The organism is Paenibacillus sp. JT22N12 (genome assembly GCF_056269365.1).
The window spans coordinates 125,627-143,888 of sequence record NZ_JBWDNU010000004.1; the positions used below are offsets into that span (position 1 = coordinate 125,627).

19 protein-coding genes and 1 pseudogene are annotated in these 18,262 nt (G+C 52.4%); 14 read left to right on the forward strand and 6 right to left on the reverse strand.

Annotated features, from left to right (window positions below):
* Positions 1–119: 119 nt before the first annotated feature.
* Positions 120–1,142: a LacI family DNA-binding transcriptional regulator gene (locus AC0YOA_RS16200; protein ID WP_475787474.1), complete on the forward strand. Its 1,023-nt coding sequence runs from the start codon at positions 120–122 to the stop codon at positions 1,140–1,142.
* A 335-nt stretch (positions 1,143–1,477) separates the two neighbouring features.
* Here the strand turns inward: AC0YOA_RS16200 and AC0YOA_RS16205 are convergent, their stop codons facing one another.
* From AC0YOA_RS16205 to hflX, 3 genes are all read right to left on the reverse strand, one after another.
* Positions 1,478–2,398 (reverse strand): aldo/keto reductase, encoded by a 921-nt coding sequence (locus AC0YOA_RS16205; protein WP_475787475.1) that lies wholly within the window; start codon positions 2,396–2,398, stop codon positions 1,478–1,480.
* Between the two features lie 121 nt (positions 2,399–2,519).
* Positions 2,520–3,371 carry a 23S ribosomal RNA methyltransferase Erm gene (gene erm / locus AC0YOA_RS16210; RefSeq protein WP_475787476.1) on the reverse strand — a complete coding sequence of 284 codons (852 nt, stop codon included), beginning with the start codon at positions 3,369–3,371 and terminating at the stop codon, positions 2,520–2,522.
* 663 nt (positions 3,372–4,034) lie between these two features.
* Positions 4,035–5,303 (reverse strand): GTPase HflX, encoded by a 1,269-nt coding sequence (gene hflX / locus AC0YOA_RS16215; RefSeq protein ID WP_475787477.1) that lies wholly within the window; start codon positions 5,301–5,303, stop codon positions 4,035–4,037.
* Positions 5,304–6,044: 741 nt separating this feature from the next.
* Between hflX and AC0YOA_RS16220 the strand changes: the two genes are divergently transcribed.
* Positions 6,045–6,830 (forward strand): SDR family oxidoreductase, encoded by a 786-nt coding sequence (locus AC0YOA_RS16220; protein WP_475787478.1) that lies wholly within the window; start codon positions 6,045–6,047, stop codon positions 6,828–6,830.
* 215 nt (positions 6,831–7,045) lie between these two features.
* Here AC0YOA_RS16220 and AC0YOA_RS16225 read toward each other — a convergent pair whose 3' ends face one another.
* From AC0YOA_RS16225 to nirB, 3 genes are all read right to left on the reverse strand, one after another.
* The gene (locus AC0YOA_RS16225) at positions 7,046–7,909 is read right to left on the reverse strand and encodes a formate/nitrite transporter family protein (RefSeq protein WP_475787479.1); all 864 of its coding nucleotides are present in this window, start codon (positions 7,907–7,909) and stop codon (positions 7,046–7,048) included.
* A gap of 13 nt (positions 7,910–7,922) precedes the next feature.
* On the reverse strand, positions 7,923–8,234 hold the full coding sequence (gene nirD, locus AC0YOA_RS16230; RefSeq protein WP_475787480.1) for a nitrite reductase small subunit NirD: 312 nt from the start codon (positions 8,232–8,234) through the stop codon (positions 7,923–7,925).
* Positions 8,235–8,348: 114 nt separating this feature from the next.
* Positions 8,349–10,787, reverse strand: a complete 2,439-nt coding sequence (nirB, locus tag AC0YOA_RS16235) for a nitrite reductase large subunit NirB (RefSeq protein WP_475787481.1) — start codon at positions 10,785–10,787, stop codon at positions 8,349–8,351.
* 329 nt (positions 10,788–11,116) lie between these two features.
* On the opposite strand from nirB, the gene AC0YOA_RS16240 reads away from it, so the two are divergent.
* From AC0YOA_RS16240 to AC0YOA_RS16295, 12 genes and pseudogenes are all read left to right on the forward strand, one after another.
* A complete protein-coding gene (locus AC0YOA_RS16240; protein ID WP_475787482.1) occupies positions 11,117–11,725 on the forward strand; it encodes an ANTAR domain-containing response regulator in 609 nt (202 codons plus the stop codon).
* 13 nt (positions 11,726–11,738) lie between these two features.
* On the forward strand, positions 11,739–12,800 hold the full coding sequence (locus AC0YOA_RS16245; protein WP_475787483.1) for an anthranilate phosphoribosyltransferase: 1,062 nt from the start codon (positions 11,739–11,741) through the stop codon (positions 12,798–12,800).
* A gap of 196 nt (positions 12,801–12,996) precedes the next feature.
* A complete protein-coding gene (locus AC0YOA_RS16250; RefSeq protein ID WP_210045007.1) occupies positions 12,997–13,209 on the forward strand; it encodes a hypothetical protein in 213 nt (70 codons plus the stop codon).
* Between the two features lie 190 nt (positions 13,210–13,399).
* On the forward strand, positions 13,400–13,789 hold the full coding sequence (locus AC0YOA_RS16255) for a MerR family transcriptional regulator (RefSeq protein ID WP_475787484.1): 390 nt from the start codon (positions 13,400–13,402) through the stop codon (positions 13,787–13,789).
* Complete coding sequence (locus AC0YOA_RS16260) at positions 13,767–14,099, forward strand: thioredoxin family protein (RefSeq protein ID WP_475771176.1); 333 nt, start codon at positions 13,767–13,769, stop codon at positions 14,097–14,099. Before AC0YOA_RS16255 ends, AC0YOA_RS16260 begins: the two co-directional genes overlap by 23 nt.
* Before the next feature lie 77 nt (positions 14,100–14,176).
* Positions 14,177–14,551: a DUF1304 domain-containing protein gene (locus AC0YOA_RS16265; RefSeq protein ID WP_210045004.1), complete on the forward strand. Its 375-nt coding sequence runs from the start codon at positions 14,177–14,179 to the stop codon at positions 14,549–14,551.
* Positions 14,552–14,851: 300 nt separating this feature from the next.
* Positions 14,852–15,190, forward strand: coding sequence for a thioredoxin family protein (locus AC0YOA_RS16270; RefSeq protein ID WP_210045003.1), 339 nt, complete (start codon positions 14,852–14,854; stop codon positions 15,188–15,190).
* 165 nt (positions 15,191–15,355) lie between these two features.
* A complete protein-coding gene (locus tag AC0YOA_RS16275; RefSeq protein WP_475771178.1) occupies positions 15,356–15,628 on the forward strand; it encodes a GNAT family N-acetyltransferase in 273 nt (90 codons plus the stop codon).
* 146 nt (positions 15,629–15,774) lie between these two features.
* Entirely contained in the window at positions 15,775–16,011 is a 237-nt protein-coding gene (locus AC0YOA_RS16280; protein ID WP_475787485.1) for a DUF6953 family protein, read from the forward strand.
* A gap of 140 nt (positions 16,012–16,151) precedes the next feature.
* Positions 16,152–16,796 carry a ribonuclease H gene (gene rnhA, locus AC0YOA_RS16285; protein ID WP_475787486.1) on the forward strand — a complete coding sequence of 215 codons (645 nt, stop codon included), beginning with the start codon at positions 16,152–16,154 and terminating at the stop codon, positions 16,794–16,796.
* A 37-nt stretch (positions 16,797–16,833) separates the two neighbouring features.
* A pseudogene (locus AC0YOA_RS16290) lies at positions 16,834–17,732 on the forward strand (aldo/keto reductase).
* A 101-nt stretch (positions 17,733–17,833) separates the two neighbouring features.
* Complete coding sequence (locus tag AC0YOA_RS16295) at positions 17,834–18,061, forward strand: DNA-binding protein (RefSeq protein ID WP_210044998.1); 228 nt, start codon at positions 17,834–17,836, stop codon at positions 18,059–18,061.
* The last annotated feature ends 201 nt before the right edge of the window (positions 18,062–18,262 follow it).

Sequence of the window (18,262 nt, forward strand, 5' to 3'; positions counted from 1 at the left end):
AACCTGCGTGAGCACCGGAATTCTCGGCTGAATTCAAAATTCGATGTGAGTTACTTCCTGAAATAGCTTCATCATCAAAAGTGGATTTTTTGAACAACCTCTTAAAGGAGTAAAGAAGCTTGACGACCATATATGATATAGCCAAGAAAGCCAATGTCTCGGCCATGACCGTTTCCAAGGTCATTAACAATACGGGAAGCATCAGCCAGAAGACGAAAGCCCGGATCAAGCGGGTGATGGAAGAGCTCAATTATGTGCCGAATCAGATGGCGAGGGGTCTTGTGCTCCAGCAGACGCGGCAGCTGTTCCTGCTAATTACAGACATCAACAATCCGTTCTATACAACGCTTTCCAGAGGAGCGGAGGATGCCGCCAAGGAGAAGGGGTACCGCCTTTCTTTTGGAAACAGCGATGAGAATATCGAGAAAGAGGGCGAGTACCTGGAGATTATTCTCGGTAATCGGGTCGCCGGGGTCTTGTTCTCGCCCGCGGGGGACCAGTCTGCCTCCCATCTGGAGACGCTTCAGCGACACAAGGTTCCCTTTGTCCTGCTGGACCGGGAAGTGCCGGGAATCGAGAGCGATGCGGTGATCGGGGACAGCCGGGAAGGGGCCAGGCGCATTGTTGAGCATTTTATCGAGAACGGGCACCGCCACATCGCGCTTATTAACGGCTCTCCCAGCATATCCAGCGCGCGCCTGCGGCATCAAGGCTACATCGAGGCTCATAAGCTGAATGATCTTCCCTTGCACGAAAACTATCACCTGGCTTTCGGCTACGGCTCCCGGACGGATCTGTCGGGGATAATGGATTGGCTCGACAGCTTGAATCCGCGTCCCACAGCCATTATGGCTGGCAATAACGTGCTTGCCGTCGAAGCGATTCGGGCGATTCAGGAAAGCGGCCTGCGGGTGCCGGAGGATATTTCGGTCGCCTGCTTCGACGATCTCGGGCCTTTCTGGCAGATCTCCCCGTTCCTGACCGTGGTTGCCCAGCAAGCCTATGAATTCGGGTATCTCGGGACCCAGCTGCTGATCGAACGCATCGAGAAGAAGGAAGAGGACCGTCCTTTCCGCAGAATCAATCTGCCAGTCGAGCTGATTTCCAGGAAGTCCGTTGCGAAGCTGGATGCAGGAACTTAGAGAGGTTTTGCAGTTAGTATCCGGGCGGCTGTAATAACCAACGTTCATGAGGGAGAGTTCGAAGCAATAAAGGAGCAGCCCAAGGCAGCTCCTTCTCTATTTCATGCATCGGTTCAACTGCTCATAAAAGTTTTCACGAATACCGGCCAGGATAATTCTATGATCGCATCCAGTATTTTTTTATGGTTTCTCCACCAGTTTTCCGAAGTACCTGGCAGCTGGAGAAGATATCCGACAACTTGAATGCTACAACTACCAAAAGAGACCGTCCCTTGACCATTTTTATGGCTTAAGGGACGGTCCTTTGTTCAAAATTTAGGAAAGGTTAGATTGATCTACGCTTTCCAGGCCTGCGGGTGATCATCCGATACATAGTCAACGGCAGCCGCATTGGCAATGACCTGATCAGCATCCTTGCAGCCGGGAATAACCGTTGTCACCGCAGGATGCTCCAGGCACCAGGCCAGAGCCCAGGATGCCATATTCACATGGGCGGGAACTTCATTCTTGCGGATTTCCTCCACTTCGCGGAGCAGACGCTCGCGATTCTCGACATCATGCCGATTGCGCACGTCATTGTCTGCAAACGAGGCCCCAGGCTTGTATTTGCCGCTCAGGTAGCCGCTTGCGAGCGGGACGCGGGCCAATACGCCGAGATCCTGCTGGATGCAGGAAGGGAATACTTCTTCCTCCGGCGCGCGATCCAGACGGTTGTAAACAACCTGAATGGCGCTTGATCCGACTCCGGTTGCCCGGGAGGTCTGATGAATGTTTTTATTGCTGCCTATAGAAATGCCAAGATGGCGGATTTTGCCTGCCTGCACCTGCTTGTCCAGGGTCGTCCAAAGCTCGTCGTTATCGAATTTGTCATCCGGTCCGGAATGGAATTGATACAGGTCGATATAGTCGGTTTGCAGCGACCGCAGCGACTCCTCCAGCTGCTTCAGCACATCGCCGACGGACCATTTGTCATCGCGGTCGAAATTCCGGTTGAAATGATGTCCGAATTTTGTCGCGACAATCCAGTCCTCCCGCCGGTGATCAGCCAGATATTGACCAATAAACCGTTCCGACGTATGGTCGCCGTAGCATTCAGCGGTATCGATCAGATTGATTCCGACCTCGCCTGCTTTGTCGAGAATGGAGTTAGCTTCATTCTGGTCATAGTTACGGCCCCATTCGCCTCCGAACTGCCATGTGCCCACGCCAACTACCGATACGCGCAAATCTGTCTTGCCCAGTCTTCTGTATTTCATCGTGTGCATCTCCTCCTACATAATCATGAAAGAACGGCTCTGTAATCGAACAAAACATACAGCTGGACTGCCTACAGTTATTCTAGACTTTGGAAAGAGAATAGGCAAGACACTAAGCAGGTCACAATGTTTTACCCTTTCTTCCGGGCCAGCGAAACCGCTGCACATGCTTCACCATCGTATCGTATATGATCGCCCACTGCCGCTCGTTCAACCGGCATACCGGCATGCCGCGGTCAACGCCGAGTCTCGCGGCCAGTTGCTTCAGCTGCGGCGGCGTGAAGATGCCGGTCAGCGCATCGTAAATGGGCCGCTCCGGATGCTTAAGCCCATATTCCGCAAACGCCGCAAATCGGCCGCAATGCTGGTGGTGAAGACATGGCTCCGGTTTCCGCCGAATGCTGAAGATGACCGAGTCTACGCTTGGCGGCGGCGAGAAATAACTTCTGGGCACGATCCTCACAAGCTCCATCTCATACCACATTCTCCAGGTCAGAACCCGCGGATGGCGGATCGTCTGCGCAGTTAATCCCTTGGCTGCCCCTTTATCCATAATAAGCACGGCTCTTTGCAGGGAGCTGCTCTGCGGATCAAGCAGCAGCTTCAATATGGGAGTCGTGAGAAAAAAAGGGATATTCGCCACAACCTGATAAGGCTCCCGCGGAAGCCGCATTTGCAGGAAGTCTTTCTCAATGACCGTTATATGAATGTGATTCTGTAATCTTCTGCGGAGGACCTGTGCAAGCCGGGGGTCATTCTCAACCGCCAGAATTCTGCGGGCTTGCTCCGCCAGCTGTATCGTGATGGCTCCAGCTCCAGCTCCGATATCCACCACTGTATCGCCGGCCCCTATCTTCGCCACTGCGATCATTTCTCCGATTACCCGTTTGTCCTGCAGAAAATGCTGCCCGTGAGCCTTGGGGACTGCCTTCTCCTGCAGCACTCCGGGATGCCTTTCGGTTCGTCTGTTCATTGTCATCCTCCGTTACCGTATAAAATAAAAAACACAGGCTGACTGCTGCCTGTGTTCTCGGTAACCGAAAGGTCATATGACGGCAGAATAAGCGCAAGGCTATTAGCGCCTGGCCTGCCGTATTCTGGTCTTTTACGAGGAGAACGGATAAGATGATGCCGGGAAGAAGGCGGGTCATGCCAGCTTTCCGGGCCTTATAGAATTTATTGCATTCCACTTCTTATAAATTTCCCTAAAATTCGAGTAAAGAGCTTGCTGCAGCCGCCAGAGGACGGCATCAGGGCAGCTTCTTCCCTCAGAAATACAGAGATTTATAAAGATGAAATTCATAAATCCGATAAGTTTATCGTTTCCATATCAATTCTCGTCTCATTAAAAAGGCGCACTGTACCGCCTTATTAGGGCGTACAGGTTCCTTCCCTCTAATCGTACCGGGAAAGAAACATCAACCGCCGCCCATGGCGGCTGGACATGCTTCTTCCCCAGAACCTGAAAATAGGGCAGACCACTTTCGAGTCCTCTGCACACAGGCAGAGCCTTTGGCATATTCAATTAGCCGCGCAAGGTTCGAACTCGAAAGTATTGGTCTACCACACGTAACCCTCCGTTCTTCTGGTTTCATTGATCAGGGCGCAGGAATGCCGATGCTTCTAAAGCGGCCTGCTATCGGGATAAGAAAGGACTGCCATATTTCTCAAAGTCGGCTGTTGTGCATTCCAGCTTAAGCCGCGTTCCCTCTTCCTCATAGCTCGTCGATTGAACCCATGCATGCTCATTAAAGTAGGAAACGACCTGACCTTGATCGAAAGGGATCAGCACCTCGCATTGAATATAATCCGTCAGCACATGGCCGCGGATGAGCGCAATGAGCTCGTCAATCCCGCTTTTTTGTTTCACGGAGAGGTACACGGCATCCTTTTGATCGGGGTAGGGAGTGCCTCCAATAGTCAGATCGGTCTTGTTGTAGGCGTAAATAACAGGAATATGATCTGCATCCAGTGCCTTCAATGTATCCTCTGTAACGGCAATCTGTTCGGGATAGGAAGGATTCGCATAATCCACCACATGAATGAGCAGATCCGCTTCGGCCACTTCCTCCAGTGTAGAACGGAACGCTTTGACCAGGTGATGGGGAAGACGGCTGACGAAGCCTACTGTATCCGTCAGCAGGAAAGCCCGGTGATCCGGCAGCTCGATGCGCCTTACGGACGTTTCCAGTGTGGCAAACAGCATATTTTGGGCGAGCACCAGTTTATCCGATTGCGGATTGTAGCGTTCCAGCAGGGCATTCATCAAGCTTGATTTGCCCGTATTGGTGTAACCGACCAGACAGACGACAGGAAGCTCGTTCTTCTGCCGCTTCTTGCGCTGCGTCTTGCGGCGGGCGACCAGCTTCGCAAGCTCCAGCTGCAGGGCGGTAATTCTGTCCTCAATGCTTCGGCGGTCAAGCTCCAGCTTGGTTTCACCGGAGCCTCTGTTTTTGAGTCCCGAGCCGCCGCCCTGCCTGCCCAGCGATTCCCGCATTCCGCTGAGGCGCGGAAGCATGTACTGCAGATGGGCGATTTCCACCTGAAGCTGGGCTTCCCGCGTTTTTGCGCGTTTCGCGAAAATATCCAGGATGAGCATGGTGCGGTCAAGTACTCTCCGCGACAAAGCCGCTTCCAGATTGCGAATCTGGGAGGGCGACAGCTCATCATTGCAGATGACGATAGCATTCTCATACCCGGCAATCAGAGCGGACAGCTCCTCCAGCTTGCCCTTTCCCATATAGTGGGAGGGGTTCGGGCGGGCGGCCTTCTGGTTCAGCTCCCCGACCACCTCAATCCCGCATGCGGCAGCAAGGCTGCCCAGTTCTTCCATAGCCGCTGCAAAATCCGGCTGGTTCTGCAAATGGATGCCGATTATGACGGCTTCTTGTTCGTATCGTTTCATTTTTCATCATCCTCCAAATTGAAAACAAAATAAAAACACAGGCATAAAGCTGCCTGTGTTTTCGGTAATTGGAAGAGAACTCCGGTAAGCCTGCAGGGAGACGAAGCTCCCCGCCTGATGGATTACTGGTCTTCGGGTAGGGTGAAAGGGGGACCTCTCATCGTGGAAACAAAAAATGTCTTATATCCACGAACAGCAGTCACGCCGCCATCCATTACCTATGAAGTTTTTTCCAAGGTAGCGCAAGGAAGGGGATCCCGCCGCCGATAAGACGGCATCAGCCGGCCTTTGCTTCTCCGATGTTCAAAAAAAGCCAACGCTCGCAAGCAGCTTTTTCTGAATGTATCGGGCAAAGGGCTGCCATCATCCCAGCGAATGGTATATCGCTGTATGAAGGCGGCCAGCCTTATGCCGCAGCAGGCGGCACGGGGCAGATCCTTCCTTGTGCCGTATATAGGGGTTACCTTGAAAAAAAGACAGACCTATCCGGAGTTCTCTGCACACAGGCAGAGCCTTTGGCACTATTCAATTCCAGCTGCGCCTAAAGACCAAATCCGGATAAAATCTATCACACGTAACCCTCCGTTCCATTTTAAGTAAGTTGATTCTAACATAAGAATGCAGTATTGACAAATGGTGGACCAGCCCGAAATACGGGTATTAATGATTTGTGGAGGCGGATAGGACTATAATGTAGGGAGTCAGACTGGCATAAGAGGTATTCAAAGGAGGCATATCAGGATGGATTTAGGATTAAACGGCAAAGTCGCTCTCGTCGCGGCATCCAGCAAAGGGCTGGGAAAAGCTTGTGCGGTGGAGCTTGCGCGTGAAGGGGCGCATGTCATGATCACCGGGCGCAAGGAGGCGGAGTTGCAGAAGGCCAAGCAGGAAATGGCGGGACTTGCGGGAGAGGTGGAATATCTCGTATGCGATATTACCAAAAGCGAAGATATTACCCGTACCGTTGAAGCTGCCGTTCAAAGATTCGGCAGGATCGATATCCTGATTAACAATGCAGGAGGGCCGCCTCCGGGCAGTGTAGAGTCGCTGACCGATGAGCAGTGGTACAAGTCGTTTGAATTGAATTTGCTCAGCTACATCCGTTTTATCCGTGAGGTTCTTCCTTATATGAAGGAACAGAAGAGCGGCAGAATCATCAATCTGGCCTCATCCTCGGTCAAACAGCCGATCCCGGGACTGCTATTATCCAATACATTCAGAACAGGCATTGTCGGACTCGCCAAAACCTTGTCTCTGGAGCTTGCTCCCTACAATATTCTGGTCAACACCGTGTCGCCCGGCAGGATCGCAACCGATCGGATCAAAGAGCTGGATGAAGACAAGGCGAAGAAGACGGGGAAGACGGTCGATCAGGTTGCGGAGGAAGCGCATAAAGGCATCCCTCTGGGGAGGGACGGTCAGGTGGAGGAGTTCGGCCGGACGGTCGCTTTTCTCGCTTCCGCCGCTTCCTCGTATACAACGGGTGTTTCCCTGTTGATCGATGGCGGGTCGGTCAAAGGCATTTAATGCTCACGGAGCCGACTCCAAATAAACAGAAGAAAAGCACCTTTCGTGCCACTATTCATGCGTGGAGACGAAGGTGCTTTTTCATAATGCAATGATGCGTATAATGAGGGGCTGAAATTCCCGGGATGATGCCTGGAATTCAGTACTTTGTTGTTTTAGAGCGTGAACACTTCTTATAGATAGGGTCTGGAAAACCCGGCTTCGCCCAACGCCGGCTATACGCCGCTTCTCTCGGCGGATATTTGAGCCGCCGCTTCGGGTTTGGCGGCTGATACGGGCGAATACGAAGAACGCTTGAAGGGTTTTTGCGACAGATAGAACAGCACGCCGGTGAACAGCACGCCGCCCACAAGATTGCCGACCAGCACCGGGATCTGATTCCATAGCCACCAATCCGCCATGCTTACATGGGCGCCCAGCATCATCCCTGCGGGGATGACGAACATATTGACCACCGCATGCTCAAAGCCCTGCGCGAAGAAGGTCAATACAGGCAGCCACATGGCCGCTATTTTGCCGATGGTGGATTTTGAGGTCATGGCCATCACTACGCCGAGCGTCACCATCCAGTTGCAGAGGACCGCTTTTACCGCCACCAGAATCATGCCTTGAGCGCCCATGCTTTTATAGCCAAGCGTCTTGGTTTCACTCGTTTTAATGAGCAGCTGGACAAGTGGATTGCCCATATCCGTCCCCATCTTGGTGGCCGACATGCCGTACAAAGCGGCATACACGGCGCACCCGATCAGATGGCCGGCGATGACCCAGCCGTAGTTGGCCAGCATACGGGGGAAGGTTGTCCTGCGCTCGATAACGGATAACGGAATGAGTGCGAAGCTGCCTGTCACAAGCTCCAGTCCAAGCAGCACGATAATCACGAAACCAACCGGGAAGACCAGAGCGCCCACAAGGCCCAGTGACGTTTGAGTTGTAGCTGTATAAGCCAATGTCGTGGCAAATGCCAGTATGGCGCCTCCGAGAAAGCCGCGGATGAGCATTTGCATCACAGTCAAATCTGCTTTGGCTGTACCGGAATCAATCATTGCCTCGAGAACTTCAGCGGGTTTAATGTAAGCCATTCCTGTTGTCCTCCTAAACCGTGATATAAACGGCTCCGCTCGCTTGATCGATTTCAGTCGGGTACGTGGTGACGCAGCCATCATCGGGCTCGCTCACCAATCCGCTGTTCAGATCGATTTTCCAATCATGAAGAGGGCAATGTACGACCGCGCCGCAAACCATTCCCTCCGACAGCAATCCGCCCTTGTGCGGGCAGCGGTTCTCTACAGCCAGCACGCTGCCGTCCGTCAGCTTGAATACTGCAATTTCCGTATCCTCCACCTTGATCGTGCGTGAGCCTCTCTCATCAATATCCGATACCTGGCCAATCAGCACCTTTGTCATATATGAACCTCCCTAATGTTTATGTGAGTTATGCAAACATGCAGCTGGCCGTACAAAGAGAGCGTCAGCGGCAGCAAGCCTGACGCTCTGAGCTTGCATCAGCGGCCGGGCCTTTTATTGCACCGGCTGTACACTGGAAATCGGCTCGAAATTTTTACGCAGATGATCGTTTTCAACAATTTCCTTCCATGGATCGGTAGTCAGGCTGAGCGTCTTCTCGATGCGCTCCACAAGCGCAAGCCGGTCTTCTTTGCTCTCCAGCGCTTTCTTGATGGACGCCAAGCCGACACGCTCCAGCCAGCCAGCCGTCCGCTCATTCCACTGGGCATTCTCGCGGTAATACTGCAGGTAAGCGCCAGTCCATTCCATGACCTCGTCTTCAGTCTTCACGGTGCCGAGCAGATCGCAGGCTCTTACCTTAACGCCTCCGTTGCCGCCGACATACAGCTCCCAGCCGCCGTCGATGGCCACAACCCCGAGATCCTTGATCGTCGCTTCCGCGCAGTTGCGGGGGCAGCCGGATACGGCGAGCTTCACCTTGGCCGGCGTATTCAAACGCTCAAAAGCCTTCTCCAGGCGGATGCCCATGCCGATGGCGTCCTGCGTGCCGAAGCGGCAGAAGGTCGAGCCGACGCAGGTTTTGACCGTCCGCAGCGTCTTGCCGTAGGCATGGCCTGATGCCATGTCCAGCTCCTCCCAGATCTTCGGGAGATCTTCCTTCTTCACGCCCAGCAGATCCAGGCGCTGACCGCCAGTGAATTTCACCATCGGCACGTCATATTTCTCGGCAACGGTGGCGATTTTCTTCAAGTCCGCCGGAGAAGTAACGCCTCCATAGATACGGGGGACAACGGAATACGTGCCGTCCTTCTGGATGTTGGCGTGGTAACGCTCATTGGTAAAACGGGATTCCTTCTCATCCACATATTCCTCAGGCCAGAGCATGCCCAGATAATAGTTCAGCGACGGCCGGCACTTGGAGCAGCCGTCCTTGTTATCCCAATCCAGCACATGCATCACTTCCTTGACGCTCATGAGCCGCATCGTTTTGATTCCCTCAACGATCTCGTCGCGGCTCAGCGTGGTGCAGCCGCAAATGCCTTCCTTGACAGGCTCGCCGATAGCGTCGCCTGCGTACAGATGCAGCAGTCCTTCGACCTCCGGCTTGCAGCCGCCGCAGGAAGCGGAAGCTTTGGTGCAGGCTTTGATTTGGCCCACGGTGCTGCAGCCCTTCGTTTGAATCGCCGCGGCGATGGTTCCCTTGGATACACCATTGCAGCCGCAGACGATTTCGTCGTCGGCCATGTCCGCAAGCCTGCTTCCGCCGCCAGACGACTGTCCCAGCATATCCGAAGAAATACCGAGCAGCAGCTCCTTCTCCCGGCCTGCAACAGACTCGCCCTTCTTAATGGAAGCGAATAAAGAAGCGCCGTCCGCAATGTCGCCGAATAATACCGCACCAACGAGCTTGCCGTCCTCAATGACAATCTTCTTGTAGGTGCCGGCCAAATCATCCTGTATCCGCAGCGCCCGCGTTCCCGGCGTCTCCGCAAAACGGCCTGCCGAGAATACGTCGACACCGGAAACCTTCAGCTTGGTGGATGTGACCGAGCCTGCATATCCTGAGGTTTCTACTCCCGCCAGGTGCTTGGCAAGCACGGCTCCCTGCTCATACAGAGGTGCAACAAGACCATAGGCAATGCCTCTATGCTCCGCGCATTCCCCGAGAGCATAGACATCGGGGATATTGGTCCGCATGTAATCATCCACGACAATGCCGCGGTTGATCTCGATGCCCGAGGCTTTGGCCAGGGCAATGTTGGGCCGGATGCCAACTGCCATGACAACCAGATCGGCGTCGACGCTGCTGCCGTCCGTGAACTGCAGCTCCTTCACCCGGCGTCTGCCTGTGATGGATGCCGAATGCTTATGCAGCAGAAACTTCATTCCCTGCGCTTCCAGCTCGCGCTGCAGCATTCTCGAGGCCGGCTCATCCAGCTGCCGCTCCATCAGGTATTTGTGAATATGGATAACCGATACATCCATTCCCAGATGCAGCAGGCCTCTGGCGGCTTCCAGTCCCAGCAGGCCTCCGCCGATGACGGCGGCTTTCCTATACTTCCTGGAAGCATCAAGCATCATTTCACAGTCGCGGATATCCCGGAACGCGATCACGCCTTCTTTGTCCGCTCCGGGAATCGGCAGCATGAAGGGATTTGAGCCAGTGGCGACCACAACGGCGTCATAATCCGTCTCCAAGCCCTTATCCGTTATTATTTTTTTGCGCTGCGTGTCGATCCTCGTTACTTTATGGCCGGTATGCAGCTGAATATGATTGTCCTTGTACCAGTCCCAGTCGTTGATAATGATTTCCTTCATATCCGCGCCGCCTGCCAGTACGGAGGACAGCATAATCCTGTTATAATTAGGATGGGGCTCTGCACCGAAAATCGTTATTTCATAGGCTTCCGGAGCAAGCTTCAGCAGATGCTCGATAGCGCGGACTCCTGCCATTCCGTTTCCGATAAGCACTAATTTTTTTGGAGTGGTCATCTGTGCCGCTCTCCTCTCAGTCTTGGTCTAAGGGTTAAAAAATCAGAAAAAGCCTGCTCCGCTCCAAAGGACATACGTACGCTCCTTTGAAAAACGAAGACAGGCTTCATTGCCGCTTCAACCGAATACATCGTTGTATCCGGGAATAATTTTAGGTTGTCGATAATCTAAATATACAACGGTCTTGATCTTCATGTCAATATACCTGACATAAAATATTGGCACATATTCATTATCGACATTTCCATCGAGGTTATGTTATAAATATTCACAATAACCTTGAAGAAGCTGATAATCGTCAAGTGTCGCATAGAAAGGAGCATTCATGCATGCGTTCTTTGCTGCTGATTAATAACCAGGCGATGCCGGTTGTGCCGGATCAATTGGATACGGCCATCGGCGAGCCTCTTCCCGATACGGTGTTGGAAGCGAACGGCTATTATATTCTGCATGCGCGCATTGAAGAACAAGCCATGCGGCAGATGGCGGATGCCGATGCCATTGTTCTGCATATCCCGCTGGGAGATATCAAAGCTTGTTTCCCAAAGCTGTCCGCTTCCAGGAAATTGCCAACATTCTGGTGGTGCGGCGCTTCTACCTCTTTTTTGTCCGCGGCATTCTGCGAGGACGATGTGCCGGTTGACGGCATTCTGACGCCCTCCATGAGCGAGCGCGAGCTGCACTGGGCGCTGCATTTCGGCTCCAAGCAGTGCATCGAGCGGCAGCAGTGGCAAAGCGAACGCAAGCAGCTGGAGGCCAGGCTTGAGGAACGCAAATGGATCGACATGGCGAAGGGAATTCTGTGCGACATCAAAAAAGTATCCGAGGCGGAAGCCTATGAACTGCTGCGCAAACAGGCCATGAATGAACGCAAACGATTGGTCGACGTTGCGACATCGATCGTCAAGGTCTATCAACTTTTGCAGGAGCAAAAATAAGGGGGCTTTACTTATGATCACAAAATTGCTGAAGGAAGTCGGACGGGGAAAACGTGGAGCCCGCGATTTAACCTATGATGAGGCTTATCAGGCAGCGGAGTGGATTATGAACCGTGAGGCTACTCCTGCGCAGATTGGCGCATTTTTCATGGCAGAGCGCATCAAGATGGAGAGCGTGGAGGAAATGGAAGCCTTCGTGGCCGTGTGCCGCAATCATGCTTACCGCTCGCCGGTCCAGCAGGGAATTGATTGTGCCGGTCCCTATGATGGACGGAAGAAGACCTTCTTCGCCACCTTCCCTGCCGCATTCGTTCTTGCTGCGGCCGGTCTGCCGGTCACACTGCACGGCGCAGCTTCTCTCCCTCCCAAATGGGGCGCAACCCTTCAGGATCTTCTCCTCGAAGCGGGGATTGATGCCGCTGCGTTGTCGCGTGAGCATATTACGCAGGCAGCCTCTCTTACCGGGATCCTGTTCGTGCCAGCGGAACAGTGGTGCCCGCCGCTCAAGGCGCTGCGTCCGCTGCGCGAAGAACTTGGCATGCGCACGGTGCTCAATACGGCCGAGAAGCTTGTTGATTACGCCTGCTCCCCCTTTTTGGTCTATGGAGTTTACCACAATACGGTCTTCGAGCGGATGTCGAAGCTGCTGCTTCATCTCGACTACAGCAAGGCCCTCATTGTACAGGGCTGCGAGGGCTCCGAGGATCTTTTTATCGAGCGGCCTACCCGCACTTACCTCGTCGAAAACGGGGAAGCTCACCTTCATGTCATCGATCCCGAAACCTATGGTCTTGACACCCCTGTTCCTGATGTGGAATGGACGGCTGCCGGGCAGCTCCATGCCGCTGAAGCGGTCCTCCAGGGCGGAGCTCATCTCGCCTTTTTCAATCAAGTCTTGCTCAATTCCGCCGTCAGACTTCAGCTCGCAGGCCGCTGCGAATCGGTAGAAGAAGGGTTGTATACATGCAAATCCATATTGGATAATGGGGCGGCATGGGATCTGTACAAATCGTGGAAAAATGCGATGAGGTCAAATAAAAATAGCGAGTCTGCTGAGGCAGTAACTTTTAAGTGAATGTCCAATAAATTAGTTGTGAATATGCAAATGTTTTAATTGCATCGGATTATATGCCGACTATTATTTTTATCTGGAATCACATAAGGCGACAAAAAAGAATTTTATCCAATTATGGGTATAATATCGAGGCTGGAAGGGGAAATTGATTGAAACGCCGAATAAGCTTTAAGGAAAGCTCAAGGAGGTGACAATTTTGGGAGAGAAAATGACGCACCGTATTATTGTCCATTTTAACGGCGGAGACAAAGTTGTGATCGGAACGAATGATGTGGATGACACGCTCGCTCAAATCCAGAAGCAAACCAGCGGCTGGCTGGAGCTGGATGGCAAAATCATTTATTTGAATAATGTGACCTATGTTGAAACGGATGAGCAGCGCGACCGCTCTGTATTGGGTTTTACTTAAATGAAACGTTAGACCAGGATTCGGATTGATCGGCATGAATATATGAAACCATAATAAAAGGCACCCTGCGGGTGTCTTTTTAAATATAAATAAATTTGGTCTGCGCCTGGTTCTCAAAAAATATCGTTTGACCCTGACATTAATGGCAGGGTTTATAATAATGCCAGCAGGTTATACAGGAGGTGTTTCCTTGAAGATAGGCGAGCTGTCGAAAGAGACCGGGGCGAGTATAAGGTCCATCCGGTATTATGAGCAGCAGGGTCTGATGGCGCCGGCGAGACTGCAGAACGGGTACCGGGAATACAACCGCTTGGCTGTCGAACAAGTGCAAACGATTCAGTTATACCTGTCGCTTGGTTTAAGTACGGAGCAGGTTGCGGGCTTTCTGCATTGTGTGATGAAGAATAAAGAAGAATTTTGCCGGGAAGTGCTGCCTGTCTATAAGGAGAAGCTCGCAGAAATTGATGAGCAGATCAAGCAGCTCACAGCAATCCGCTCAAATCTGGCGGAGCGGATTGCGTCCATTCACAAAGAAAATACGGAGGTGTCGATCGATCATGAGTCTGCAGACGATCAATAAAGTGGAATATGAGGAAATGATGGCGAAGAAAGGGGTAGTGGCCATCGAATTTGGAACGGCGTGGTGCCCTCCGTGCAAAACCTTGCTGCCCATATTGGATCAGCTGGCGGCCGGTTACGGGTCATCCGCTTCGATTGTGAAGGTCGATTGCGAGGAATCCCCGGAGCTTGCTGCTTCCTTCGGCATCATGGGCATGCCGACAGTCATTGTCTTCCGTGACGGAGAACCGGTTGACAAGCTGGTGGGGCTACGTCCGGGAGAAGCCTACAAAAGCATCATTGACCGTCTGCTGCAGGATCAGGCGGTATAAAGAAGAAATGTAATGCGCCCCGTTATGTTTCCTGTTATTCTATAAGCAAATGCATAAGATGAGGCGGATGAATCACGATGAATACCCAGGAAGTAATCAGTGCCGTTCTGGTAGGTCTTGTTGCGCTTATTCATATCTACATCCTGTATCTGGAGATGTTCTTATGGAATACGCCCAAGGGACTCAAGACCTTCGGGATGACCCAGCAGGTTGCGGATCATACGAAGCAGCTTGCGACCAATCAAGGCTTGTACAACGGCTTTTTGGCGGCAGGCTTGATATGGGGCTTATGCTATCCGGATGAAGCGGCGGGACGGCATATCCAAATGTTCTTCCTGATTTGCGTGCTTGCTGCGGGACTATTCGGGGGCATTACGGTGAAGCGCTCCATACTTGTTTTCCAGGCGCTGCCTGCTTTAGTGGCGCTGATTGTTCTTATTGCCGTGGCGTAAAACTCCTCTTTGCGGAGCTGGGTGCCGTTTGCTCCATGGAGAACGCAGCCTTTGCCCGCAATTGGATCCCTGTGGGCGATGTCCTCCTTGTTCATGAAATTAAGAACCGTCGGGCGGCTGCTTCGTCAGGAAGCGTGCCTGCCCCGGTGTCAGAAGCCCATCCGGCTGCTATTGCTGGCTGGGCTTCTTTTTATTTCTTTGTATGCATAAGGGGCATCCTGCGGGGATGTCTCTTTTTGTTTGCGGAGGTATAATAGCATATATAGAAAATGGATGACGTAGACCGGAAGGAGCCATGACATGTCCATCGGGGAATTGCGGGAGGATGAGCTGCTGCAGCGCCTGAGCGGGAATAGCGGCTATGAAGCGGTGCTGTTTCATACGGTGTTTTGCGGAACCTGCAAGCTTGCGGAGCGGATGCTGGAAATCGTCCAGGCGGTCGGGACAACCGTCCCTGTTCATAAGGTCAATATTAATTATGCGCCCGGACTGCGCGACAGCTGGAAAATATCAAGCGTCCCATGTCTGGTTCTGCTGCGCGGGGGAGAGCCGGTCCGTTTTGAATATACGATGAGGTCCGTTGATCATCTGTATGCTCTGCTGAAAGAGCTCGAAAGCAGCGCCGCGGAAAAAGAATAGGTTATCCAGACCGGAACAGGGCCAAGGTCGACGAGAAAACCATAGCCAAAGCCAATGCGGTTAGAATGAGGAAGCGTTAACGGCTGCCTTGGGTAAAGAGGTATCCATTGCGGTAATAATACGCATGAACCTGGAAAGATTCAAATAGGACGGAGGCGATTGCAAGTGAGGGAAACAGTGATGGAAGGCAATAGTTTTGTCGTGAGGGATGATGGCGCATCCGTAGCGGAAATCACATTCGTGCCAAGCGGAGATTCGTATATTATCGATCATACCTATGTATCCGAAGCTCTGCGCGGTCAGAAGATTGCGGAGGATCTGGTCAAACGGGTCGTGGAGCATGCCCGGGAAAATCATAAAATGATTGTTCCCGCCTGCTCTTATGCATTGGCCCAGTTCAAGCGGCGTAAGGAATATCAGGATATCTGGAAGCGGTAGCGATAACCTGGATAAACAGGGAAACTTTGATTGACATGAGCACCTCTTCTGCGGGTGCTTTTTGCGTGGACGATGATTTCAAGGAAAAACAAGGGTTTCCGCCTGCAGGGTGGAAATTATTATATCGTAGGGAGAGGGTATCAGGCATGGAAGGTTCAGCACAGGAAGCGGCGCAGTGGATGATCGAGGAAATTAAATTCAAAGGCAGTCTCCGGCAGGAGGATGCGATAACCCATGTCCGGACCCATTTTGGCGAGGAGCATGTTTTTGTGAATGAGCAGGGCAACGCCTCGCTCTCCAAGGATGTGAAGAAAGCCTTCCGCAAGCTGCACGGCGGCAAGGTGGCGTGGGATAGGGACGGTTTTTTCTGGGCGTGGACTTAAAAAGGTCATGACGCTAGCGAGCCTGTCCGAAGATAAGGGTTGCGCGAAGCAGTAACGTCCGAAAAAATTGTGGTAAAATAATGATTCTTCTGTAACCCGATAAAAACGTCTCCCGCCAAGGAGACATAAGGAGTACATAGATGGCAAAACAAAAATTTTACGTCGTCTGGGTTGGAAGAAAACCAGGCGTGTATACAAGCTGGACCGATTGTCAGAATCAGATCAATCAGTTTGAGGATGCAAAATATAAATCCTTCGAGACGAAGGCTTCGGCCGAGGAGGCCTTCAAAGCCGGCTGGAAGAAGCATTGGGGCCAAGGGAAGTCGGCGGGAAGCGGCAAGGGCTCATCTGCCCCCCGTACAGCGTATGCCGGAGGCGAGATTGACTATAACAGCATCTCGGTAGATGTCGGTACAAGCGGCAATCCCGGCCCGGTGGAGTATAAAGGGGTGGACACGCAGACAGGCGAGGTTATTTTCTCCTACGGTCCCATCAAGCGGGGAACGAACAACCTTGGCGAGTTTCTGGCTATTGTCCATGGCCTGGCTTATCTGCAGAAGCTTGGCAGCAGCAAGGTCGTGTACAGCGACTCGGTGAACGCGATCAAATGGGTGAAGCAGAAGGAAGTGTCTTCCACACTTGTGAGAGATGAGTCCACAGCGGAAATATGGACGTTGGTGGACCGGGCGGTCAGCTGGCTCAAAACCAATAAATACGACAATAAAGTGCTCAAATGGCAGACGAAGGAGTGGGGCGAGATTAAAGCGGATTACGGCAGGAAGTAGAGGCATTTGATAATCGACAGGATTTGGGGGATGCGTGATGTCAAAGGCTAACGGAGATGACCGGGATTTGTCGGGAAAATTCGATGCCGGGGAAGGCGTGCGGCTGAAGGACGGGACCGTGCTTCCGAAGCTCGGTCAGGGAACCTGGCATATGGGGGATCAGCCATCCCGGAGGAAAGAGGAGCTCCGCAGCTTAAGGCTGGGCGTGGAGCTTGGAATGAAGATGATCGATACGGCTGAAATGTACGGGGACGGACGCTCCGAATCCCTGATCGGTGAAGCGATTCAGGGAATCCGGGAGCAGGTATTTCTGGTATCCAAAGTGTATCCGCATCATGCCGGTCTGAGGCATATCGCCAGAAGCTGCGACAGCAGCCTCAAGAGGCTCGGAACAGATTCATTGGATCTGTATCTCCTTCACTGGAGGGGAAATGTCCGCTTGGCGAGACGATTGAAGGGATGGAGCGCTTAAAGGAAGCCGGGAAAATCCGCCGATGGGGCGTTTCCAATTTCGACACCCGTGATATGAAGGAGCTGCTGTCACTGGAGAACGGTGGTGAGTGCGCCGTGAATCAGGTGCTCTATCATCTGGGCTCGCGGGGGATCGAGTTTGATCTGCTGCCGCATGCGCAGAATAACGGAATACCGGTTACGGCCTATTGCCCTCTGGCTCAAGCGGGCACACTGAGGGATGGCTTGCTCCGCAGCGAGGCGGTTCGGGACATCGCGGACCAACATGGCATCAAGCCCTTTCAGCTGCTGCTTGCGTGGTGCATTCGGCATGATCACGTAATCGCTATACCCAAAGCCTCAACCGAGGAGCATGTACGGGAGAATGCGGCTGCGGCACTGGTAAAGCTCACGGATGAGGATCTGGCAAGGCTGGACCGTGCATTCCCGCCGCCTTCCCGCAAAATGCCTCTCGATATTGTGTAGCGGCTTGCATAGATGAGCTTTTCCTCATATACGGCATCGATTTGTGGTATAATAAGAATAACTATGCAAATTGATCATGAATGTAGAGAGGTTGCCAGCACATGAATGGATTTGAAGATCATAATATGAAAGTGAAGCGGACATTCAATGCAACAAGCAATGAAGTCGTGCTCACGCTTACGGAAGCTGGAAATACGTTAGGTCTTTCCAAGGACCAAATGAAGGTGTATGTCGACAAAAATAAGCTGACCAAGGTTCCGATCATGCGAAGCGTTCATAGGTATCTTCTGCTGAAAAGTGAAATAGATGAAATTATTGGCAATGGTTAGTTTCTACATGCGGATTATGTACCGGCATGCAGAATAAGATAGGAAAAAAGGCGCCTCTTTCCGAGGCGCCTTCTTTATTGAACTTATGGCATTATAAGGTTTAAAGGGAGAAGCTGACTTAGCCGCCTGAGGACGGGGAAGTTAGTTTTTCTTATTTGCGGCAGCTCTGCTGCTTTCGAAGAGAGCGAAGTAGAAATGGAG